The sequence below is a fragment of the Burkholderia sp. E168m22 genome (assembly GCF_001319805.1).
Lineage (GTDB): Bacteria > Pseudomonadota > Gammaproteobacteria > Burkholderiales > Burkholderiaceae > Burkholderia > Burkholderia orbicola.
Genome location: NZ_BBSK01000050.1, coordinates 80,908 through 102,336, shown reverse-complemented (window position 1 = coordinate 102,336; position 21,429 = coordinate 80,908). Strand labels below are relative to the sequence as shown.

Below are 21,429 nucleotides of genomic sequence, written 5' to 3'. Positions count from 1 at the left end.
CAACGCCGCGCGACGGCCGCGCCGGCGCCGCTCAGATATCCAGCGGATCGACCTCGACGCTCCACCGCAGCACGCCCTTCAGCGCGCGCAGTTCCGGCTGCCATGCGCGCAGCGCGTGCTGCAGCGCCGCCCGCGACGCGCTTTCGAGCAGCAGCTGCGCACGGTGGACATTCGCGACCTTGACGATCGTCATCGGCACCGCGTCGTACACGGTCACGCGATCGGCGCCCGGCAGCCCGGGCAACGCGGCCGCGGCCTGCAGCAGGAACGCGAGCGCCGCGTCGAGCGTGCGCCCTTCGGCGCGCAGCAGCGCCTGGTAGACGAACGGCGGCAGGTGCGCGTCGCGGCGCTCGGCGAGCGTCGAATTCGCGAAGCCCACGTAGTCCTGCCGCCCGAGCGCGTGATACAGCGCGTGACGCGGGTAGCGCGTCTGCACCATCACCTCGCCCGGCAGTCCGGCGCGCCCCGCGCGGCCGCTCACCTGCATCAGCTGCGCGAACAGCCTCTCGCTCGCGCGGAAGTCGTGCGAGAACAGCGCGGTATCGGCATTGAGCACGCCGACGAGCGACACACGCTGGAAGTCGTGCCCTTTCGCGATCATCTGCGTGCCGATCAGGATGTCGACTTCGCCCGCGTGCACGTCGGAAAAAAGCGCCTGTGCGCTGCCCTTGCGGCGCGTGCTGTCGGCATCGATCCGCAGAATCCGCGCGCCCGGCACGGCCTCGGCGAGCGCCTCCTCGATGCGCTGCGTGCCGCGCCCGAGCGGCGCGATGTCGACGTTTCCGCACTCGGGGCACGAACGCGGAATGCGCGCTTCCCAGCCGCAGTGATGGCAGCGCAGCGCATGCTCGGGCTTGTGCAGCACGACGTACGCGCTGCAACGCGGGCAGCCGGCCACCCAGCCGCATGCGTCGCACGCGAGCTGGGGCGCGTAACCGCGCCGGTTCAGGAACACGAGACTCTGTTCGCCGCGTTCGAGCCGCGCCTTCAGCGCCGCGACGAGCGGCCCCGACAGCCCGCCCATCGACGCGCGACCGCGCCGCCGTTCCTCTTCGAGATCGATCAGCCGCACGGTCGGCAGCGTCGCGTCGGCCACCGCGCGACGCGACAGCGTGAGCCGCGTGTAGCGCCCCTGCTCGGCCTGCCACCAGCTTTCGAGCGACGGCGTGGCCGAGCCGAGCACGACGGTGATGCCGAGCTGCTTCGCGCGCCACACGGCCAGGTCGCGGGCCGAATAGCGCAGCCCTTCCTGCTGCTTGTACGCGGGCTCGTGCTCCTCGTCGACGACGATCAGCGCGAGCGTCGGCATCGACGCGAGCACCGCGAGGCGCGTGCCGAGCACGATTCGCGCGCGGCCCGTGTGCGCGGCGAGCCAGTTGCGCGCCCGTTCGCCTTCGGCGAGCCCGCTGTGCAGCGTGACGATCGCGTCGTCGGCGAGCGCGCCCGCGAAGCGCGCGCGAAACGCGGCCTCGAACTGCGGCGTCAGGTTGATTTCGGGCACGAGCACGAGCGCCTGCGCGTCCGGCCGCGCGTCGAGCAGCGACGCAAGCGCATGCAGATAGACCTCGGTCTTGCCACTGCCCGTCACGCCGTGCAGCAGGAACGGCGCGAAGCCTTGCGCCGCGCGAATCGCGTCGAGCGCCTCGGCCTGCTGGTCCGTCAACGCCGGCGGCACAGCGCGTCCACTGCTTGTCGACAGGTTATCCACAGGGTTGGCCACAGACGCATCGGCCCAGCCGATCTCCTCCACGTCCACCCAGCCGCGCGCCGCCCAGTCGTCGAGCGTCGCGGCCGCCTTCGGATGCAGCGCGCGCGCGTCCGGCAGCGTTAGCGAGCCGGTATCGACCAGCGCCTGCGCGAGCCGGCGCAGCGCAGCGCCGCGCGCGGGCAACGCATCGGGCAGCGCCGCGCGGCCGGCTTCGGTCGGCCGGTAGCGCACTTCCGGCGCGAGCAGCCGCCCCCAGCGCCCGGCGTCCCGCAGCGCCTGCGGCAGCGCCGGCAACGCGACTTCGCCGCGCCCGCGCTGATAATAGTCAGCGGCGAACGACACGAGCGCGAGCCAGTCCGCCGACAGCGGCGGCAGTTCCGCACAGATCGCGTCGACCGCACGCAGCCGCGACGGCGGGACATCGGTGTGAGTGGTGACTTCGCAAACGAGCCCCACGGCCTGCCGCTTGCCGAACGGCACCTGCACGAGCGTGCCGGGCACGGGCGCCGGCTGCACGTCGCAGCGGTAGTCGAACAGGGTCGCGAGCGGATGGTCGAGCGCCACGCGCAGGTAGGTACCGCTCATCCACACGCTCCGGCAACAGCGGCACGCAGGCGACGGACGGCCAGCATCCGCGGCCGCATCGTGACGGCGAACTTAAAGTAAAACTTCAGATTCGGCGCTAAGTTTTGGATTCGCATTAGGAATCGCCGTATACCCTGCCCAGCCTGTGGATAACTTTGTTGAGAACTCGCCCCTCAACGGCCGCAACGCGCGCGGGGCCGCGCTTTCCGCTGTTTTTCGCCGCTTGCCGAGGGGTCCCGCGAAGCCTTATTCCATAAGGCTGCTATTCAAATTACCGAACCATAGCGAGACAAATTGACCGATACGGGGCTCTACCGCGCTGCAACGTGGAAAATGTGTATAAGTCAAGTCTTGACAAGCACCGAATCGGCAACGGGAGCGGGGTTGCGTCCTGTTTAGTTTCAGAAACGAAACATCGTCATGCCGCAGCGCAGCATGACGGCGCTTGCGTTCAGCCCGCCGCTCCGCTACGGATCGCGCGGCTGTGGGTATGTACTTCGTCGACGAGTTCGGCGACGTGGTCGGGCGACGTGAATTGCGAGATGCCGTGCCCGAGGTTGAACACGTGGCCCGGATGGTTGCCGTAGCTGTCGAGCACCGCGCGCGCCTGTTCGCGCACCGCGGCCGGCGGTGCGAACAGGATCGTCGGGTCGAGATTGCCCTGCAGCGCCACGCGCCCCGCGACGCGCTCGCGCGCGGCGCCGAGGTTGACCGTCCAGTCGAGCCCGACCGCATCGACGCCGGTCGCCGCGATCTCCTCGAGCCACAGCCCGCCGCCCTTCGTGAACGTGATCACCGGCACGCGCTCGCCGTCGTGCTCGCGCTTGAGCTGCGACACCACGCGGCGGATGTAGTCGAGCGAGAAGCGCTGGTACGCGCCGTCGGCCAGCGCGCCGCCCCACGTATCGAAGATCATCACGGCCTGCGCGCCCGCTTCGATCTGCGCGTTCAGGTACGCGGCCACCGCCTGCGCGTTCACGTCGAGAATTCGGTGCATCAGGTCGGGGCGCGAATACGCCATCGACTTCACCGTGCGGAAATCGTCCGAGCCACCGCCTTCGACCATGTAGCACGCGAGCGTCCACGGGCTGCCCGAGAAGCCGATCAGCGGCACGCGCTGCCGGCCCTGGCTGTCGGTGAGCGCGCGGCGGATCTCGCGCACGGCGCCCGTCACGTAGCCGAGCGTCTCGTCGATGTCCGGCACCGCGAGCTTCGCGACGTCGGCCTCGGTGCGCACCGGATGCGCGAACTTCGGCCCTTCGCCGACCTGGAAGTCGAGGCCGAGCCCCATCGCGTCGGGAATCGTCAGGATGTCCGAGAACAGGATCGCGGCGTCGAGCGGAAAGCGCTCGAGCGGCTGCAACGTCACTTCGGTCGCGTAGTCGGGATTCTTCGCGAGGCCGAGGAAGCTGCCGGCGCGCGCGCGCGTCGCGTTGTATTCGGGCAGGTAGCGGCCGGCCTGGCGCATCAGCCAGATCGGCGTGTAGTCGGTCGGCTCGCGCAGAAGCGCACGCAGGAAGGTGTCGTTGAGCAGGTTATGGGCCACGGTAGGAGCGACGATGCGAAGGCAAAGCGGCATTTTACCGGACAGCCGCGATCGGGCTGCGCATGCCGATGCGATGGCGGCCATATGACGCGCGCGATGGCTCCGTTATGATCGGACGCTCATATCCAACCGAACGAAGGAGGAGACCGATGAAGACATTCGCCACGCTTGCCACGCTCGCTGCCGCCGCCGCGTTTTGCTGCGCCGCCGCGCACGCGCAGGGCACGACCACGGGGGCGCCCGCGAGCGCTGCTGCCGCCGGCTCGCGGCTCGACGACGTGCTCGCGCGCGGCGCGCTGCGCGTGTGCACGACGGGCGACTACAAGCCGTATTCGTACTATCGCGCGGATGGCCGCTTCGAGGGCATCGACATCGACATGGCGGAATCGCTCGCGAAATCGCTCGGCGTGAAGACCGACTACGTGAAGACGAGCTGGTCGAACCTCACCAACGACTTCGTCGCGAAATGCGACATCGCGGTAGGCGGCGTATCGACGACGCTCGAGCGCCAGAAGCGCGTGTTCTTCACGCAGCCGTACGTCGTCGACGGCAAGACGCCGATCGTACGCTGCGCGGATGCCGACAAGTACCAGACCGTCGCGCAGATCGACCGGCCCGAGACGCGCGTGATCGTGAATCCGGGCGGCACCAACGAGCGCTTCGCGAAGCAGTTCTTCACGCACGCGAACCTGACCGTCTTCCCGGACAACGTGACGATCTTCAAGCAGATCCTCGCGGGCAAGGCCGACGTGATGGTGACGGATGCGTCCGAGACGCTGCTGCAGCAAAAGCTGAATCCGGGCCTCTGCTCGGTGCATCCGGACAAGCCGTTCCAGTTCGGAGAGAAGGCGTACATGGTGCCGCGCGGCGATGTCGCGTTCCAGCAGTACGTCGACCAGTGGCTGCATCTCGCGCTGTCCACCGGTGAATATCAGGCGATTTCGGACAAGTGGCTGAAGTAAGCTGACCCGCGCCGCGGCGGCCGATCATGGGCACCGACCCCGCGGCCGCCGCGCGCGCCGTTACACATTGCCGTCGCTGCGCCGGACCTTCCAGCGGCGCAAAACCCGACGAATTGGCCGAATGGCCGACTTCCCCGCATTCCGATCACGTTTCAAAATCTTTCCGACGAATGAATCGTCATGCGCGGTATCGATCGCGCCGTGCACTTTCTCGCGTGAAAATCGGCAATTCATCGCGCCCGATACGCATGAAAAACGCATCGTGCGCATACCTTGAAAACGCGGCGGAAAATATGGGTAAAAATGACCTTTTTCAGGCCCCCGAAAACAGCAAAAAATCCCGGAAAGCCTTATCTGGCGGGCGTTACAACCTGAAACACTTTGTTACCGCGACGGGTCATTAATTCGCCCACAATGGCCTCAACGGTTTCAACACGGATGCGGTCTCGTGTGCCAAGTGTGAGCGGACGCGAAGCGCTGCGAGCCAGTCGGTCACGTACCGAAGCCCTTCCGAGGGGCATCCCTGTTGGAGTCGTTTCCGGCCCCCCGCCGGATTCGGTTTCATCTTTGGTCTCCTCGCGCTAACCCCGTAGCGTGTGGTTTTTAGCGGGCTAATAAGCCCGCTTTTTTTCGTCCATCGAAAACGTAGCGACCCGCAGGCCGCCACGTTTTTCCGGCATTTTCGCGCACCGCACCGTCCCGCTTCACGCAGTCTTCTGCACGTCGAGCTTCAGCTCCTCGATCATCCGCTCGCGCATCACGAACTTCTGCACCTTGCCCGTCACCGTCATCGGCAGCTCGTCGACGAAGCGGATATAGCGCGGAATCTTGTAGTGTGCGATCTGCCCGGTGCAGAACGCGCGCACGTCGTCCTCGGTCATCTGCTCGTCCGCACGCAGCACGATCCACGCGCACAGCTCCTCGCCGTACTTTGCATCGGGCACACCGAATACCTGCGCGCTCTGGATCTTCGGATGGCGGAACAGGAATTCCTCGATCTCGCGCGGATAGACGTTCTCGCCGCCGCGAATCACCATGTCCTTCAGGCGGCCGACGATGTTGCAGTAGCCGTCCGTGTCGAGCGTCGCGAGGTCGCCCGTATGCATCCAGCCGTCGACCAGCACCTCGCGCGTCTTCGCGTCGTCGTCCCAGTAGCCGAGCATCACCGAATAGCCCTTCGTGCACAGCTCGCCCGTCGCGCCGACCGGCACGATGTCGCCGCTCGGATCGACGATCTTCACTTCGAGATGCGGCTGGATGCGGCCGACCGTCGTCGTGCGCTTTTCCAGCGGATCGTCGGTCGAGCTCTGGAACGACACGGGGCTCGTCTCCGTCATCCCGTACGCGATCGTGATTTCGGAAAGATGCATCTGCGACACGACGCGCTTCATCGTCTCGATCGGGCACGGCGAGCCGGCCATGATCCCGGTGCGCAGCGTCGACAGGTCGAATGTCGGGAATGCCGGATGATCGAGCTCGGCGATGAACATCGTCGGCACGCCATGCAGCGCGGTGCAGCGCTCCTCGGCCACCGCCGCGAGCGTCGCCACCGGGTCGAACGCTTCGCCGGGGAACACCATCGCGGCGCCCTTCGACACGCAGGCGAGCACGGCCAGCACCATCCCGAAGCAGTGATAGAGCGGCACCGGGATGCAGAGCGAATCCTGTTCGGTGAAACGCATCGCCATCGCGATCGAGCGCGCGTTGTTGACGACGTTGCGGTGCGTGAGCGTCGCGCCCTTCGGGCTGCCGGTCGTGCCGCTCGTGAACTGGATATTGATCGGATCGTTGGCCGTGAGCGCCGCGCCGATCGCATCGAGCAGCGCCGGATCGACGGCCTGGCGGCCGCGCGCCATCAGGTCCGCGAAGCGGAACATGCCGGCAGGCGCCACCTCGCCCATCGACACGATCGTGCGCAGTTTCGGCACGCGCGCCGCATGCAGGTCGCCCGGCGTCGCGGTCGCGAGCTCCGGCGCGAGGGTCTGCAGCATCTCGACGTACGCGGAGCTCTTGAAGCGCTCGGCCGCGATCACGGCCTTGCAGCCAACCTTGTTCAGCGCGTATTCGAGTTCCGACAGCCGGTAGGCCGGATTGATGTTGACGAGCACCGCGCCGATTCGCGCGGTCGCGAACTGCGTGAGCAGCCATTCGCTGCGGTTCGGTGACCAGATGCCGACGCAGTCGCCCTTCACGATCCCGAGCGCGGCGAGGCCCGCGGCCAGCACATCGACCTCGTTTGCGAACGCGCGCCAGGTCCAGCGCACCTGCTGCTCGCGGAACACGACCGCCGGGCGGTCGGGGAAGCGGCCGGCCGTGTCGAGCAGGAACCGGCCGATCGTCGCGTCGGATAGCGGCACGTCGGTCGCGCCGCGCACGTACGACAGTCCGTTTTCGGGCGCGATCAGCGCCCCCTTGCCAAGGTCTGCTGCCATCGATGTCTCCGTCCGTTTTTGTCTGATCGGCCGCGCGCGCCTGCTGCGCGCCTCCGCCGCAACGATCGCGACGGCCGGCCTCACCGCGGATGATGCCGCGCTCCGCTGACGATACTCTGACATCGAATCGCGGCGGACGGGTGAAATAGCACGACCGGCCGATACGATCCGGCCCGCAAAAAGATGGACGAAATGCAGGCGAAAAAAAAGCAGCCCGAAGGCTGCTTTCTTTCGCGGGATACGCGGCGCGGCTCAGTGCCGGCTGCGGATCTTCGCCAGACGCTGGATCGCCTCGAGCTGCGCCATCGCGGTCGCGAGCTCGGATTGCGCTTTCGCGAGGTCGAGATCCGACTTCGCGTTCTGCAGCGTTTCCTCGGCACGCTTGCGCGCTTCCTCGGCTTTCGCCGCGTCGAGGTCCTTGCCGCGGATCGCGGTATCGGCGAGCACCGTCACGGCGCCCGGCTGCACTTCGAGAATGCCGCCTGCGACGAACACGAATTCGTCGTTGCCGCCCTCGACCTCGATGCGCACCGCACCCGGACGAATCCGGGTAATGAGCGGCGTGTGACCCGGCAGAATGCCCAGCTCACCCGTTTCGCCCGGCAGCGCGACGAATTTCGCCTCGCCCGAGAAGATCTGCTCTTCCGCGCTGACGACGTCTACTTTGATGGTTGCCATATCGACTCCAATCTCATCCACGGGTTGAGCGTATTGCGGCCGGCGCAGGCGGCCGGAATACAAGTCATCACTGACTTATCGTTCCGGCCGGCGCTCGCCGGCTTGCGACTCACTCAGCCCTTACTGGATCTTCTTGGCCTTTTCGAAGGCTTCGTCGATCGTGCCGACCATGTAGAACGCCTGTTCCGGCAGGTGGTCGCACTCGCCGTCGACGATCATCTTGAAGCCACGGATCGTTTCCTTCAGCGGCACGTACTTGCCCGGCGAGCCCGTGAACACTTCAGCGACGTGGAACGGCTGCGACAGGAAACGCTGGATCTTACGCGCACGTGCGACCGACAGCTTGTCTTCCGGCGACAGTTCGTCCATGCCCAGAATCGCGATGATGTCGCGCAGTTCCTTGTAGCGCTGCAGCGTCTGCTGAACGCGACGGGTGATCGAGTAGTGCTCTTCACCGATCACGTTCGGGTCGATCTGGCGCGACGTCGAGTCGAGCGGGTCGACCGCCGGGTAGATACCCAGCGAAGCGATGTCACGCGACAGAACGACGGTTGCGTCCAGGTGGCCGAAGGTGGTTGCCGGCGACGGGTCGGTCAAGTCGTCCGCAGGGACGTACACGGCCTGAACCGACGTAATCGAGCCCTTCTTGGTCGACGTGATGCGCTCTTGCAGCTTGCCCATTTCTTCAGCCAGCGTCGGCTGATAGCCCACTGCCGACGGCATACGGCCGAGCAGTGCCGACACTTCGGTACCGGCCAGCGTGAAACGGTAGATGTTGTCGACGAAGAACAGCACGTCGAGGCCTTCGTCACGGAAGTGCTCGGCCATCGTCAGGCCGGTCAGCGCGACGCGCAGACGGTTGCCCGGCGGCTCGTTCATCTGGCCGTACACCAGCGCGACCTTGTCGAGAACGTTCGAGTCCTTCATTTCGTGGTAGAAGTCGTTCCCTTCACGGGTACGCTCGCCCACGCCCGCGAACACGGAGTAACCGCCGTGTTCCTTCGCGATGTTGTTGATGAGCTCCATCATGTTGACGGTCTTGCCCACGCCTGCACCACCGAACAGGCCAACCTTGCCGCCCTTTGCGAACGGGCAGATCAAGTCGATGACCTTGATACCCGTTTCGAGCAGTTCGGTCGACGGCGACAGTTCGTCGAACGCCGGTGCCTTCTGGTGGATCGAACGCGTCACGTCGCTCTCGATCGGGCCGGCTTCGTCGATCGGACGGCCGAGCACGTCCATGATTCGGCCGAGGGTCGGCTTGCCGACCGGCACCGAGATCGGCTTCGCCGTGTTCTTCACGGTCAGGCCGCGGCGCAGGCCGTCGGATGCACCCAGACAAATGGTACGGACCACGCCGTCACCCAGCTGCTGCTGGACTTCGAGCGTCAGTTCCGAGCCATCGAGAATGAGCGCGTCGTAGATCTTCGGCATGCTGTCGCGCGGGAATTCCACGTCGATAACGGCGCCGATGCACTGTACGATCTTGCCTTCTACCAAAGCAGCAGTACTCATCGCTTTTCCTTTAAATACCTGATTCTTTACTCGCGCAAAGGCGCAGTTGTCGTCCCGGGCGCGCGCTTAAACAGCGGCTGCGCCGCCGACGATCTCCGACAGTTCTTTCGTGATCGCGGCCTGACGGCTCTTGTTGTATACGAGCTGCAGTTCGCTGATCACCGTCTTCGCGTTGTCGGACGCGGCCTTCATCGCGACCATGCGCGCCGATTGCTCGGACGCCATGTTTTCCGCGACGGCCTGGTACACCAGCGCCTCGACGTAACGCACGAGCAGTTCGTCGACGACTGCCTGCGCGTCCGGCTCGTAGATGTAGTCCCACGACGTCGCCGGCGTACCGTCATCGGCTTCGAAGTGGTCCGACGACAGCGGCAGCAGCTGCTCGATCACGGCTTCCTGCTTCATCGTGTTGACGAAGCGCGTGTAAGCGATATAAACCGCCGACAGCTTGCCTTCCGAGTACAGATCGAGCTGCGTCTTCACGGCGCCGATCAGCTTGTCCAGGTGCGGGGTGTCGCCGAGGTGCACGACCTGCGACATCACCTTCGCGCCGAAGCGGTTCAGGAACCCGAGGCCCTTGCCGCCGATCGCGGTGGCTTCGACCTTCTGGCCCTTCTCTTCCAGCTCCTTGAACTTCTGCACCGTCGCACGCAGCACGTTGGTGTTCAGACCACCGCACAGACCCTTGTCCGTCGTGACGAGGATGATGCCGGCCGTCTGCGCGCCGTCGTTCGCCACCATGAACGGGTGACGGTACTCGGGGTTCGCACGGCTCATGTGCGCGGCGATGGCACGGACCTTGTCTGCATACGGACGAGCGGCGCGCATGCGTTCCTGCGCGCGACGCATCTTCGATGCAGCCACCATCTCCATCGCCTTCGTGATCTTGCGCGTGTTCTGCACGCTCTTGATCTTGCCGCGAATTTCCTTCATTCCAGCCATAGCTTGCTCCTTGACCAAGGCGGCGCGGGCGCATCAGCACCCGCGCGGCCTCAGTGTGTCACTCGCGGATCAATAGGCACCGGACTTCTTGAAGGCTTCGATCGCCGAGCGCAGCGCGCCTTCGTCGTCCTTCGAGAGATCCTTGGTGTCTTCGATGCGCTTGATGAGGTCAGCGTGGCTGGTCTTCAGGTTGTCGCGCAGGCCCTTCTCGAACGGCAGCACTTGCTTGACGTCGAGATCGTCGAGGTAGCCGTTGTTCGCGGCGTACAGCGACACGGCCAGTTCCCAGACCTGCAGCGGCTGGTACTGCGGCTGCTTCAGCAGTTCCGTCACGCGGCGGCCGCGCTCGAGCTGCTTGCGGGTCGCTTCGTCGAGGTCCGATGCGAACTGCGCGAATGCGGCCAGTTCACGGTACTGCGCGAGGTCGGTACGGATACCGCCCGACAGCTTCTTCACGACCTTCGTCTGCGCGGCGCCACCGACACGCGACACCGACACGCCGGCGTTGATTGCCGGGCGGATGCCTGCGTTGAACAGGTCGGTTTCCAGGAAGATCTGGCCGTCGGTAATCGAGATCACGTTCGTCGGAACGAACGCGGTCACGTCGCCAGCCTGCGTTTCGATGACCGGCAGTGCCGTCAGCGAGCCGCTCTTGCCCTTCACTTCGCCGTTCGTGAACTTCTCGACGTACTCTTCCGACACGCGAGCCGCACGCTCCAGCAGACGCGAGTGCAGATAGAACACGTCGCCCGGGTACGCTTCACGGCCCGGCGGGCGGCGCAGCAGCAGCGAGATCTGACGGTATGCCCAGGCCTGCTTGGTCAAGTCGTCATAGATGATCAGCGCGTCTTGGCCACGGTCGCGGAAGTATTCGCCCATCGTGCAGCCGGCGTACGGTGCCAGGTACTGCATCGCAGCCGAATCCGATGCCGAAGCGGCGACGACGATCGTGTATTCCATCGCGCCCGTTTCTTCGAGCTTGCGAACCACGTTCATGATCGACGAAGCCTTCTGGCCGATCGCGACGTAGATACAGATCAGGTCCTTGCCCTTCTGGTTGATGATCGCGTCGAGCGCCACCGCGGTCTTGCCGCACTGACGGTCGCCGATGATCAGCTCACGCTGGCCACGGCCGATCGGCACCATCGCGTCGATCGACTTGATGCCCGTCTGCACCGGCTGCGACACCGACTTACGCCAGATCACGCCCGGGGCGATCTTTTCGATCGCGTCGGTCAGCTTCGCGTTGACCGGGCCCTTGCCGTCGATCGGGTTGCCGAGCGCGTCGACCACGCGGCCGACGAGTTCCGGGCCGACCGGGACTTCGAGAATGCGGCCCGTCGTCTTGACGATGTCGCCTTCCGAGATGTGTTCGTATTCGCCGAGAATCACCGCGCCGACCGAGTCGCGCTCGAGGTTCAGCGCGAGACCGAACGTGTTGCCCGGAAACTCGAGCATTTCGCCCTGCATCACGTCCGACAGGCCGTGGATACGCACGATACCGTCGGTCACGGAGATCACGGTGCCCTGGTTGCGAACGTCTGCGCTCGCTTCAAGGCCCTGGATCCGGCTCTTGATCAGCTCGCTGATCTCAGAGGGATTGAGTTGCATTATTCGCTCCTGATAGTCAATTCTGTTGCGTGCCGGCGTGGCGCTCAGGCGGTCAAGGCAGCCTGCATCGATGCGAGGCGCGCGCGAACCGAGGTGTCGAGCACTTCGTCGCCGACCGTCACGCGCACGCCGCCGATCAGCGACGAATCGACTTCGACCGTCGGTTTCAGCTTGCGCTTGAACTTGCGTTCGAGGCCCGAGACGAGACTGTCGAGATCCGCGCCGTTCAGCGGGAACGCGCTCACGATCTCGGCGTCGGCTGCGCCTTCACGTTCGTTCTTGAGCGCCTCGAACTGCTCGGCAATTTCCGGCAGCAGCGCGATGCGATGATTGTCGACCAGCATCTGCACGAAGTTCTTCGCTTCGGCGCCGGCCGCGACTGGCGACTTCACCGCAGCAAGCAGCAACTCGGCTACTTGCGTGCGCGTCACCTTCGGGCTCGACGCGACCGACAGTACTTCCGGCAGACGCGCAACCTGGGCCAGCTCTTGCACGAGCGTGGACCAGGCGGCGATGTCACCGCCCTCGGCCACGCGGAACAGCGCTTCTGCGTAAGGGCGGGCGATGGTTGCAAGTTCGGCCATGATCAGAGCTCGGCTTTCAGTTGATTCAGCAGTTGGGCGTGGGCCGTTTGATCGACTTCGCGCTTCAGGATCTGCTCGGCGCCCTTCACGGCCAGCGCGGCGACTTCGCCACGCAGCGCTTCGCGCGCCTTCACGATTTGCTGTTCTGCTTCCGCCTTCGCCTGGGCGACGATGCGGGCGGCTTCAGCCTGGGCGTTGGCCTTGATTTCCTCGGCGACCGCCTGGGCACGCTTTTCAGCGTCGGCGATGCGCTGCTGGCCGTCGTTGCGGGCCTGCGCGAGTTCCTGGTCCACGCGCTTGTGCGCTGCGTCGAGTTCCGCCTTGCCCTTCTCCGCGGCGGCGAGGCCGTCGGCGATCTTCTTCGAACGTTCGTCGAGGGCGTTGATCAACGGCGGCCACACGAATTTCATCGTGAACCACGCGAGGACCAGGAACACGACCATTTGCGCAAACAGAGTTGCGTTGAGATTCACGGTGTTTCCTTATCTGCTATTCCGGAAAAATGAAACGGTAAGGCGCTCATCGAGTTGCATTCGATCAGCGCCCCAAGTCTCCGTTCCGCCCTGCGCCGGCTCACGCCGGACGCATATTTCCGAGGAACCTTAGCCTGCGAGCTTCGACAGGAGCGGGTTCGCGAACGCGAACAGCATTGCGACACCAACGCCGATCAGGAATGCAGCGTCGATCAGACCAGCCAGCAGGAACATCTTCGTTTGCAGCGGGTTGATGAGTTCCGGCTGACGTGCGCAGGCTTCGATGTACTTGCCACCCATCAGCGCGATACCGATACAGGCGCCGATTGCACCCAGGCCGATGATGATGCCGATACCGATGGCGGTCAGACCCTGGATGTTGGCGATGTAAGCTTGCATGATCACTCCTTTGTGAAAAGACTTGGAACTGAGATTTAAAAAACTAAAACGAAGACTCTTTGTTGCACGCCACGCTTAGTGCGTGTCGTGCGCCTGGCCGAGATACACCAGCGTCAGCATCATGAAAATGAATGCCTGCAACAGAACAATCAGAATGTGGAAGATTGCCCAGACGCTACCCGCGATCACATGACCAACGAAGCCGAGGAACGTTGCGTCGCCACCGAAGCTCCACATGCTGCCGAGCAGGGCGATCAACAGGAACAACAGCTCACCCGCGTACATGTTGCCGAACAGCCGCATGCCGAGCGAAACGGTCTTTGCAACGTATTCGACGATGTTGAGCGCGAGGTTCGGGATCCACAGCGCCGGGTGGCCGCCGAACGGCGCCGACAGCAGCTCATGCGCAAAGCCGCCCGCGCCCTTGATCTTGATGCTGTAGTAGATCATCAGGACGAACACGCCGAGCGCGATGCCGAGCGTGCCGTTCAGGTCGGCCGTCGGGACGATGCGATGGTGGGAAATCACGTCCGACAGACCGAGCAGGCCGATCACGCGGCCCGGCAGGTCGACCGGGAGGAAGTCGAGGGAGTTCATCAGCGCGACCCACACGAACACCGTGAGGGCGAGCGGCGCGATGAAGGTACGATTGCCGTGGACGATGGCCTTCGACTGGTCTTCGACCATTTCGACGAGCATCTCGATCGCGCACTGGAAACGGCCCGGCACGCCCGACGTCGCCTTGCGGGCGGCCAGACGCAGCAGGACGATCGTCACGATGCCGCAAACGATCGACCAGAACAGCGTGTCGAGATTCCAGACGTGAATGTCGAAAATCGACGTCTGATGCGAGGTGGAGAAATTCTGCAAGTGGTGCGCAATGTACTCGGACGGATCCGGACCGCGCGTGCCTTCGCTAGCTGCCATATCGTTAATGCCACCCAAATTGTCGAAAATCGTTTTGCCCCGTTCCGCAACACGCTATTGCGGGAACGGGCCGGTGCGGTTCGTTGTCGAAACCGCACGCTGCTTGTTCCTTACCGCCAGGCCAGCGCGATCCAGTACGTCTTCAGCACGACGAGGTACGTGACGAGGAACGGCACCCAGTGCACGCCGGCCCAGCCGAACGCCACCGCGGTGAACATCCCGATCGTCAGAGCCAGTTTCAGGGCTTCGCCCATCACCCAGCTCATCACGGTGGCCGAGCCACCTGCCTTCAGTCGTGCCACGAATACCGCACTGGGCACCCAGCCGATCGCTCCGCCCAGAAACGCGGATTGCGCAGCGGCGCCCGGCGACTTCGAAAACAGCCACCACGCCAGCGTTGCAACCAGGGACAGGACCACTTGCGCGAACACCACCTTGTAGGGGGTCACGCGCGAGGGCTTGCTCACGTTCGGGCCAAACAGCCTTTCGGCCTCGGCCCGCGTCAGCGGAACGATGTTGTTATCTTGCTGCTCGACATCCCAGTCATCGTCGGATTCACGCCGCGCGCCAACCGCCGAAGCGGTGCGTTGCGTGCGCTGATCATCGTGCCTGTCGTCCGGCGCCTGACCCGCCATCGCAATCTTCCGCAGAATCCTTCAAACCGACCCCAAGCTTTCTGAAAGCTTTCAGGGGTGCCTAGCTAACAAATCCGGGCGATTGTAAGCGATAGTTGCAAGTGATTCAAGGCTTTAGACGCGACAAAAACCTGCATAAAACGACGCCTCATGATGTGAAAAAACGCCCGATTCGACGACGTACGATGACAGTTGTAAGGTCGGTTTTTCGCACCGGTATTTCCTGCGCGAAAAAGTCCGGTGACGGGGTAAATGGCGGGGAAACGATGCCTGATGCGGGCCGGGCGGAAGCGGTACGATCGCCGCGGGGAACGGGCTGCAAGCGAGCCATCTCGAATGACTCGGCGCAACGCGGTGGAACAAGCAACGCACGGTGACCGAGCCATCGCGCGCGACGCGCGAAATTCGCCGGATGTTCGCGCATCGATTCATCCAATCAGTTGTCGCGCCGCCACAGATGTTCGACTGTGAGTTGCGGCACTTATCAACAATCCCCGATCACTGCGCACGCTGTGCGCCCTGCCCGTCACCCGAGCGGCATGCCTGTGCCGCACGCACCGGCTCGCTCAACCGTGCATGAGCAACCACGCACCGAGCGCCGCGCTCGCCAGCGCGAACGGAATCGAAACGAGGTGGAACGGCAGCCACATGCGCGGCTCCTTCGCGAGGCGCACCGCGATCAGGTTCGCGAGCGAGCCGATCGCGAAGCCGAAGCCGCCGACCGATACGCCGAACGCAAGCGCGCGCCAGTCGTGCGTGAACTCCGACAGCAGGATTGCGGCCGGCACGTTGCTGATCACCTGTGACAGCACGGCGCCGGCGGCATAGACGCGCAGCGGCGAATCGAGTTGCGCGTGCGCGATCGCGTCGTGCACGACGGGCAGCGCAGCCGCGCTGCGCAGCACGACGAACATCAGCACGAAGATCAGCAGCAGCAGCCAGTCGATCTTCAGGACTGCGTCACGTTTGACGGCGAACAGCACGATGGCGACACCGACGAGGCCCGGCAGCGGATGATGCGCATCGGCGAGCAGCACGAACGCGGCGAACAGCACGGCCGCGATCAGCGCGTGCATGCGTTGTACGGGCAACGCGGCGGCGTCGCCCGACAAGTCGAGCGGCTTCGCGCGAAACATCAACGCGGTCAGCACGAGCAGCAGCGCCATCAGCGCGAGGGCGAGCGGCCCGAGCGTGACCACGAAACGACCGAACGACACGCCGCTCAACTGCCACAGGAAAAGATTCTGCGGGTTGCCGAGCGGTGTCGCGACGGACCCCGCGTTGACGGCCAGCGCGACGACGATCACGAGCCGCCGGAACGGCAGCGGTGTCAGCGCGCGCAGCGACACCATCAACGGCACGACGACGAACAAGGCGACGTCATTGGTGAGCCACATCGACAGCACGGCGGCGAAGCCGACGAGCAGCATCGCGAGCCCGCGTTCGGAATGCACGTGATGCACGATGCGATGCGCGAGCCACATCAGGCAGCCGGACAGCTCGAGCGCCTTGGTCAGCATCAGCAGGCCCCCAAGCGTCGCGACCGTCTGCCAGTCGACGCGATCGGCCAGTACCGAAAATGGTTGCGGACGCACCCATTGCAGCACGATCAGCCCAAGCGCGAGCACCGACAGCACCGGTTCCTGCGCAAGCCAGCCGAGCCACCGGCGCGGTGCCGGTGCCCCCGTTTCCTCCATACCTGCCCCGTTATTCTTCTGTTGCGACGTTGCCGCGCAGCCGCGCGAGAATGCCTTCGAGCGCATCGAGGTTGCCGAAGTCGATCAGCACCTGCCCTCGCCCGCGGCGGCCGAGCTTGATCTTCACCGTCGACGCGAGCAGGTCCGACAACTCCTCTTCGAGGCGACGCGTATCGCGGCCGCCATCGTCCTTCGCACGCGCCTTCACGGCCGGCGCTTCCTTCGTCGTGTGCGAGACGAGCTTCTCGGTCTCGCGCACCGACATGCGCTTGTTGACCACCTGATGCGCGAGCGTGATCTGCGTGGCCGCGTCGACCGCGAGCAGCGCGCGTGCGTGCCCCATGTCGAGATCGCCGGCCAGCAGCATCGTCTGCACCGGCGATGCGAGGTTCAGCAGGCGCAACAGGTTCGATACCGCGCTGCGCGAACGACCGACCGATTCGGCCGCCTGTTCGTGCGTGAAACCGAACTCGTCGAGCAGGCGCTGGATACCGTGTGCCTCTTCGAGCGGATTCAGATCCTCGCGCTGGATGTTCTCGATCAGCGCCATCGCGGCGGCAGCCTGATCGGATACGTCCTTCACGAGCACCGGCACTTCATCGAGACCGGCCAGGCGCGCCGCACGAAAACGCCGCTCGCCCGCGATGATCTCGTATTTGTCTGATGAAATGGGCCGTACCAGGATCGGCTGCATCACGCCCTGCGCGCGAATGCTGGCCGCGAGCTCCTGCAGGCTGCCCTCGTCCATCCGCGTGCGCGGCTGGTACTTGCCGGCCTGCAGCTTGCCGAGCGCGAGCGTGTTCGGTGCCCCTTCGATCTTCACCGCTTCGGTGATATCGGCACTGCCGCCGAGCAGCGCTTCGAGGCCACGTCCCAAGCCCTTCTTCTTTGGTACCGCGTTCATGTCTTTCTTCCTCGCTTCGCTCATGTCCGGATCACGACACCTCGAACGCGCGCACGCGCTCGATCATCTCGGCACCGAACTGGATATACGCTTGCGCACCGCGCGAACTGCGGTCGAACACGACGCCCGGCAACCCGTAACTGGGCGCTTCGGCCAGGCGCACGTTGCGCGGAATCACCGCGTCGAACACCTTGTCGCCGAAGTGCGCTTTCAGTTGATCGGAGACTTGCTGCTGCAGCGTGATGCGCGGATCGAACATCACGCGCAGCAAGCCGATGATCTTCAGGTCGCGATTCATGTTCGCGTGAACCTGCTTGATCGTATTGACGAGGTCCGACAGCCCTTCCAGCGCGAAGTACTCGCACTGCATCGGGATCACGACGCCATGCGCCGCGCACAGGCCGTTCAGCGTCAGCAGCGACAGCGTCGGCGGGCAATCGATCAGCACGAAATCGTAGTCGTCGGCCACGCGCTCGAGCGCGGCCTTCAGGCGGCGCTCGCGGTTGTCGATGCTGATCAGTTCGATCTCCGCGCCGGACAGTTCACGGTTCGCGGGAAGCACGTCGTAGGTGACGCCTTCCGGACGCACGCGCGCATCGGCCACCGACACGCCGTCGACCAGCACTTCGTACACGGTCGCTTCGCAGGCGGCCTTGTCGATCCCGCTGCCCATCGTCGCGTTGCCCTGCGGGTCGAGATCGATCAACAGGACTCGTTGCTCCTGCGCTGCAAGGCTTGCGGCGAGATTGACCGATGTCGTCGTCTTGCCGACGCCCCCCTTCTGGTTCGCAACGCAGAAGATCTTTGCCATCGTTGGTGTGTTCCCTTTACCTTCAAACAAACGGCGCGCTACCGCGCGCCTTCAATTCGCGTCGTCGACGGCCACTTCGAACAGATGTCGCTCCGCATCGAGCATCGGCACCGCCAGCCGGATCGTCTGCGTGACACGGCTGCCTTCCGGCAACCGCGCAATCTCGTCGTCCGGATGAACGCCCTTCATCGCCCAGATCGAACCGCCCGGCGCGACCAGATGTCGAGCAAGTTTAACGAAGTCGGATAGATCCGCGAAAGCGCGGGATACGATCATGTCGAATTTTTCCGGCACTTCGACACCCGGCTGCAGCGATTCGACCCGCCCGGTGACCACCGACAGGTTCGCGAGCTTCAGCTCTGCGCGCATCTGCGTCTGGAAGGCAGACTTCTTCTGCACGATATCGTTCAGCGTGACCTGCCAGCCCGGCTCGACGATCGCGAGCACGATACCGGGCAGCCCGCCGCCCGAGCCGACGTCGAGCACGCGCGCCGACGTACGGCCGCGCAGATGCGGGACGATGGAAAGCGAATCGAGAATGTGCTGGATCAGCATCTGCTTCGGGTCGCGGATCGCGGTCAGGTTGTAGACCGCGTTCCACTTGCCGAGCAGCGCGACATAGTCGAGCAGCTGGTTGCGTTGTGTATCCGTCAGCGTGAGGTCGAGCGCCGCCGTACCTTCGACGAGCATCCCTTCCAGTACGTCCCGATTAACCGCCGGCGCGCGACGCGCCGTCATTGTTGCGTCGGGACGGCGCCGTCCCCCTGCTCCGCGGCCTCTGCGGCCGTACCGTTACGGCGGCCCAGGCCACGACGCTTCAGGTGCACCATCAGCAGCGAGATTGCCGCCGGTGTGACGCCCGAGATACGCGACGCCTGCCCGATCGTTTCCGGCCGGAATTCGTTGAGCTTCTGGCTCACCTCGAATGACAGGCCGCGCACTTCGCGGTAATCGATACCGTCCGGCAGGCGCGTGTTCTCGTTCGCGTCGTTGCGCTCGATTTCCGATGCCTGGCGCTCGATATAGCCCTGATACTTGATGCCGATCTCGACCTGCTCCTTGATCTGCTCGAGCAGCACCGGATCGTCCGCCAGCGGCTCTGCGGGGCCGCACTCGCCGCCCTTCAGTCCGCACACGCCGTCGTAACTCACGCCCGGCCGACGCAGCAGTTCGGCGAGGCTGTACTCGTGATCGATCGCCTTGCCGAGCAATGCCGTCGCCTCTTCCGCCGGCAGCGTCTTCGGCGTGACCCAGGTCGACTTCAGGCGTTCGGTTTCACGTGAAACAGCGTCGCGCTTCCGGCTGAATGCGTCCCAACGCGCGTCGTCGACGAGCCCCAGCTCGCGGCCGACTTCGGTCAGACGCATGTCGGCATTGTCCTCGCGCAGGCTCAGGCGATACTCGGCGCGGCTCGTGAACATGCGGTACGGCTCGGCCACGCCGCGCGTGACGAGATCGTCGACCAGCACGCCCAGATAGGCCTGATCGCGACGCGGGCACCACGCATCCTTCTCCTGCACGTAGCGGCCCGCATTGAGGCCGGCCAACAGCCCCTGCGCGGCCGCTTCTTCGTAGCCGGTCGTGCCGTTGATCTGGCCCGCAAAGAACAGCCCGTTGATCGCCTTCGTCTCGAGCGACGCCTTCAGCGCACGCGGGTCGAAGTAGTCGTACTCGATCGCGTAGCCGGGGCGCAGGATGTGCGCGTTCTCGAGGCCCCGCATCGAATGCACGAGCTCGAGTTGGACATCGAACGGCAGGCTGGTCGAGATCCCGTTCGGGTAGAACTCGTGGGTCGTCAGCCCTTCCGGCTCGAGGAAGATCTGGTGCGACTCCTTCGAGGCGAACCGGTGGATCTTGTCCTCGATCGACGGGCAATAGCGCGGCCCGACGCCTTCGATCACGCCTGTATACATAGGCGAACGGTCAAGACCGCCGCGAATAATGTCGTGCGTGCGCTCGTTCGTATGCGTGACCCAGCACGGCAGCTGCTGCGGATGCTGCTCCGCGCGGCCCAGGAACGAGAACACAGGGATCGGATCGAGGTCGCCCGGCTGCTCGTCCAGCTTCGAGAAGTCGATCGTGCGGCCGTCGATACGCGGCGGCGTACCGGTCTTCAGCCGGCCCTGCGGCAGCTTCAGCTCCTTCAGGCGCGACGACAGCGACACGGCCGCCGGATCGCCCGCGCGACCGCCCGTGTAGTTGTTCAGGCCGACGTGGATCTTGCCGTCGAGGAACGTACCGGCCGTCAGCACGACCGCGCGAGCGCGGAAGCGGATGCCGATCTGCGTGACGGCGCCGACCACGCGGTCGCCTTCGACCATCAGGTCGTCGACAGCCTGCTGGAACAGCCACAGGTTCGGCTGATTTTCGAGCCGATGGCGGATTGCGGCCTTGTACAGGATGCGATCCGCCTGTGCGCGGGTCGCGCGCACGGCCGGGCCTTTCGACGAATTGAGAATCCGGAACTGAATACCGCTTTCGTCCGTCGCGGCGGCCATTGCGCCGCCGAGCGCATCGACTTCCTTGACCAGATGGCCCTTGCCAATGCCGCCGATCGACGGATTGCAGCTCATCTGCCCCAGCGTTTCAATGTTGTGGGTCAGCAGCAGTGTCTTCGCGCCCATACGGGCCGACGCCAGCGCGGCTTCCGTGCCGGCATGGCCGCCACCGACGACGATGACGTCAAATTCTGTGGGAAAAAGCATGGTGGATTCCGTACGCGGAGCTGCGCACGAACCTATCAGAGAAATGTATGGGCCGAATTATAGCGGGTTCGCTTTTCACCCGAAGGCCATCCGAATGGTAGGGCCTGTGCATTTGGGCGTTTTTTTCGCTGTGAGCGAGCGGATTTGTCGTTCCGAGCCGCCGTGGCAATGCTTCGCGCGGTTCAATGCACATCTTCGCGCCTGTGCAAAAACCGGAGTACTAGCCCCCAACAGGCGTGGAACGCCTGACTCGACCCGGCGCCTGTGCCCGGCACAAGAGGCGAACGCGATACCCTGTGCCCCTCATCCACACAG

General features: G+C 64.7%; 19 protein-coding genes. 2 read left to right on the top strand and 17 right to left on the bottom strand.

Annotated features, from left to right (window positions below; all coding sequences use genetic code 11):
- Window positions 1-31: 31 nt before the first annotated feature.
- Both AP428_RS14020 and hemE read right to left on the bottom strand, forming a co-directional pair.
- On the bottom strand, window positions 32-2,293 hold the full coding sequence (locus tag AP428_RS14020) for a primosomal protein N' (RefSeq protein WP_054928211.1): 2,262 nt from the start codon (window positions 2,291-2,293) through the stop codon (window positions 32-34).
- A gap of 451 nt (window positions 2,294-2,744) precedes the next feature.
- Window positions 2,745-3,839: a uroporphyrinogen decarboxylase gene (gene hemE / locus AP428_RS14015; protein WP_279608536.1), complete on the bottom strand. Its 1,095-nt coding sequence runs from the start codon at window positions 3,837-3,839 to the stop codon at window positions 2,745-2,747.
- A gap of 149 nt (window positions 3,840-3,988) precedes the next feature.
- Here hemE and AP428_RS14010 point away from each other — a divergent pair, with 149 nt between their 5' ends.
- Both AP428_RS14010 and AP428_RS36715 read left to right on the top strand, forming a co-directional pair.
- Complete coding sequence (locus AP428_RS14010) at window positions 3,989-4,801, top strand: transporter substrate-binding domain-containing protein (protein ID WP_054928209.1); 813 nt, start codon at window positions 3,989-3,991, stop codon at window positions 4,799-4,801.
- Between the two features lie 26 nt (window positions 4,802-4,827).
- The gene (locus tag AP428_RS36715) at window positions 4,828-5,205 is read left to right on the top strand and encodes a hypothetical protein (RefSeq protein WP_156349317.1); all 378 of its coding nucleotides are present in this window, start codon (window positions 4,828-4,830) and stop codon (window positions 5,203-5,205) included.
- A gap of 300 nt (window positions 5,206-5,505) precedes the next feature.
- Here AP428_RS36715 and AP428_RS14005 read toward each other — a convergent pair whose 3' ends face one another.
- From AP428_RS14005 to mnmG, 15 genes are all read right to left on the bottom strand, one after another.
- The gene (locus tag AP428_RS14005; RefSeq protein WP_054928208.1) at window positions 5,506-7,233 is read right to left on the bottom strand and encodes an AMP-binding protein; all 1,728 of its coding nucleotides are present in this window, start codon (window positions 7,231-7,233) and stop codon (window positions 5,506-5,508) included.
- A gap of 252 nt (window positions 7,234-7,485) precedes the next feature.
- Entirely contained in the window at window positions 7,486-7,911 is a 426-nt protein-coding gene (locus tag AP428_RS14000) for a F0F1 ATP synthase subunit epsilon (RefSeq protein ID WP_006477288.1), read from the bottom strand.
- Window positions 7,912-8,031: 120 nt separating this feature from the next.
- A complete protein-coding gene (gene atpD, locus AP428_RS13995) occupies window positions 8,032-9,426 on the bottom strand; it encodes a F0F1 ATP synthase subunit beta (RefSeq protein WP_006477287.1) in 1,395 nt (464 codons plus the stop codon).
- Window positions 9,427-9,492: 66 nt separating this feature from the next.
- Window positions 9,493-10,368: a F0F1 ATP synthase subunit gamma gene (atpG, locus tag AP428_RS13990; RefSeq protein WP_006482709.1), complete on the bottom strand. Its 876-nt coding sequence runs from the start codon at window positions 10,366-10,368 to the stop codon at window positions 9,493-9,495.
- A gap of 69 nt (window positions 10,369-10,437) precedes the next feature.
- Window positions 10,438-11,979, bottom strand: coding sequence for a F0F1 ATP synthase subunit alpha (gene atpA / locus AP428_RS13985; RefSeq protein WP_006477285.1), 1,542 nt, complete (start codon window positions 11,977-11,979; stop codon window positions 10,438-10,440).
- 44 nt (window positions 11,980-12,023) lie between these two features.
- On the bottom strand, window positions 12,024-12,563 hold the full coding sequence (locus tag AP428_RS13980) for a F0F1 ATP synthase subunit delta (RefSeq protein WP_006477284.1): 540 nt from the start codon (window positions 12,561-12,563) through the stop codon (window positions 12,024-12,026).
- A gap of 2 nt (window positions 12,564-12,565) precedes the next feature.
- On the bottom strand, window positions 12,566-13,036 hold the full coding sequence (locus AP428_RS13975; RefSeq protein WP_006477283.1) for a F0F1 ATP synthase subunit B: 471 nt from the start codon (window positions 13,034-13,036) through the stop codon (window positions 12,566-12,568).
- Between the two features lie 129 nt (window positions 13,037-13,165).
- On the bottom strand, window positions 13,166-13,435 hold the full coding sequence (atpE, locus tag AP428_RS13970) for a F0F1 ATP synthase subunit C (protein ID WP_006482730.1): 270 nt from the start codon (window positions 13,433-13,435) through the stop codon (window positions 13,166-13,168).
- Between the two features lie 75 nt (window positions 13,436-13,510).
- On the bottom strand, window positions 13,511-14,362 hold the full coding sequence (gene atpB / locus AP428_RS13965) for a F0F1 ATP synthase subunit A (protein ID WP_006477281.1): 852 nt from the start codon (window positions 14,360-14,362) through the stop codon (window positions 13,511-13,513).
- A gap of 110 nt (window positions 14,363-14,472) precedes the next feature.
- Entirely contained in the window at window positions 14,473-14,997 is a 525-nt protein-coding gene (locus AP428_RS13960) for an ATP synthase subunit I (protein ID WP_006477280.1), read from the bottom strand.
- Window positions 14,998-15,563: 566 nt separating this feature from the next.
- Window positions 15,564-16,694: an SLC13 family permease gene (locus AP428_RS13955; protein ID WP_011546802.1), complete on the bottom strand. Its 1,131-nt coding sequence runs from the start codon at window positions 16,692-16,694 to the stop codon at window positions 15,564-15,566.
- A gap of 10 nt (window positions 16,695-16,704) precedes the next feature.
- A complete protein-coding gene (locus AP428_RS13950; protein ID WP_011546803.1) occupies window positions 16,705-17,598 on the bottom strand; it encodes a ParB/RepB/Spo0J family partition protein in 894 nt (297 codons plus the stop codon).
- A gap of 31 nt (window positions 17,599-17,629) precedes the next feature.
- On the bottom strand, window positions 17,630-18,409 hold the full coding sequence (locus AP428_RS13945) for a ParA family protein (RefSeq protein WP_011546804.1): 780 nt from the start codon (window positions 18,407-18,409) through the stop codon (window positions 17,630-17,632).
- A 51-nt stretch (window positions 18,410-18,460) separates the two neighbouring features.
- Window positions 18,461-19,147 carry a 16S rRNA (guanine(527)-N(7))-methyltransferase RsmG gene (rsmG, locus tag AP428_RS13940; protein ID WP_027808854.1) on the bottom strand — a complete coding sequence of 229 codons (687 nt, stop codon included), beginning with the start codon at window positions 19,145-19,147 and terminating at the stop codon, window positions 18,461-18,463.
- A complete protein-coding gene (gene mnmG, locus AP428_RS13935; protein WP_054928207.1) occupies window positions 19,144-21,114 on the bottom strand; it encodes a tRNA uridine-5-carboxymethylaminomethyl(34) synthesis enzyme MnmG in 1,971 nt (656 codons plus the stop codon). Before mnmG ends, rsmG begins: the two co-directional genes overlap by 4 nt.
- Window positions 21,115-21,429 lie beyond the last annotated feature (315 nt).

Excerpts from the sequence above, each read along its gene's own strand:
- AP428_RS13950 (WP_011546803.1), bottom strand. The coding sequence starts at position 17,598 with ATGAACGCGGTACCAAAGAAGAAGGGCTTGGGACGTGGCCTCGAAGCG.
- AP428_RS14010 (WP_054928209.1), top strand. The coding sequence starts at position 3,989 with ATGAAGACATTCGCCACGCTTGCCACGCTCGCTGCCGCCGCCGCGTTT.
- atpD (WP_006477287.1), bottom strand. The coding sequence starts at position 9,426 with ATGAGTACTGCTGCTTTGGTAGAAGGCAAGATCGTACAGTGCATCGGC.
- AP428_RS13955 (WP_011546802.1), bottom strand. The coding sequence starts at position 16,694 with ATGGAGGAAACGGGGGCACCGGCACCGCGCCGGTGGCTCGGCTGGCTT.
- AP428_RS36715 (WP_156349317.1), top strand. The coding sequence starts at position 4,828 with ATGGGCACCGACCCCGCGGCCGCCGCGCGCGCCGTTACACATTGCCGT.
- rsmG (WP_027808854.1), bottom strand. The coding sequence starts at position 19,147 with ATGACGGCGCGTCGCGCGCCGGCGGTTAATCGGGACGTACTGGAAGGG.
- AP428_RS13945 (WP_011546804.1), bottom strand. The coding sequence starts at position 18,409 with ATGGCAAAGATCTTCTGCGTTGCGAACCAGAAGGGGGGCGTCGGCAAG.
- mnmG (WP_054928207.1), bottom strand. The coding sequence starts at position 21,114 with ATGCTTTTTCCCACAGAATTTGACGTCATCGTCGTCGGTGGCGGCCAT.
- AP428_RS14005 (WP_054928208.1), bottom strand. The coding sequence starts at position 7,233 with ATGGCAGCAGACCTTGGCAAGGGGGCGCTGATCGCGCCCGAAAACGGA.
- atpG (WP_006482709.1), bottom strand. The coding sequence starts at position 10,368 with ATGGCTGGAATGAAGGAAATTCGCGGCAAGATCAAGAGCGTGCAGAAC.
- atpE (WP_006482730.1), bottom strand. The coding sequence starts at position 13,435 with ATGCAAGCTTACATCGCCAACATCCAGGGTCTGACCGCCATCGGTATC.
- atpB (WP_006477281.1), bottom strand. The coding sequence starts at position 14,362 with ATGGCAGCTAGCGAAGGCACGCGCGGTCCGGATCCGTCCGAGTACATT.
- AP428_RS14020 (WP_054928211.1), bottom strand. The coding sequence starts at position 2,293 with ATGAGCGGTACCTACCTGCGCGTGGCGCTCGACCATCCGCTCGCGACC.
- atpA (WP_006477285.1), bottom strand. The coding sequence starts at position 11,979 with ATGCAACTCAATCCCTCTGAGATCAGCGAGCTGATCAAGAGCCGGATC.
- AP428_RS14000 (WP_006477288.1), bottom strand. The coding sequence starts at position 7,911 with ATGGCAACCATCAAAGTAGACGTCGTCAGCGCGGAAGAGCAGATCTTC.
- AP428_RS13960 (WP_006477280.1), bottom strand. The coding sequence starts at position 14,997 with ATGGCGGGTCAGGCGCCGGACGACAGGCACGATGATCAGCGCACGCAA.
- AP428_RS13980 (WP_006477284.1), bottom strand. The coding sequence starts at position 12,563 with ATGGCCGAACTTGCAACCATCGCCCGCCCTTACGCAGAAGCGCTGTTC.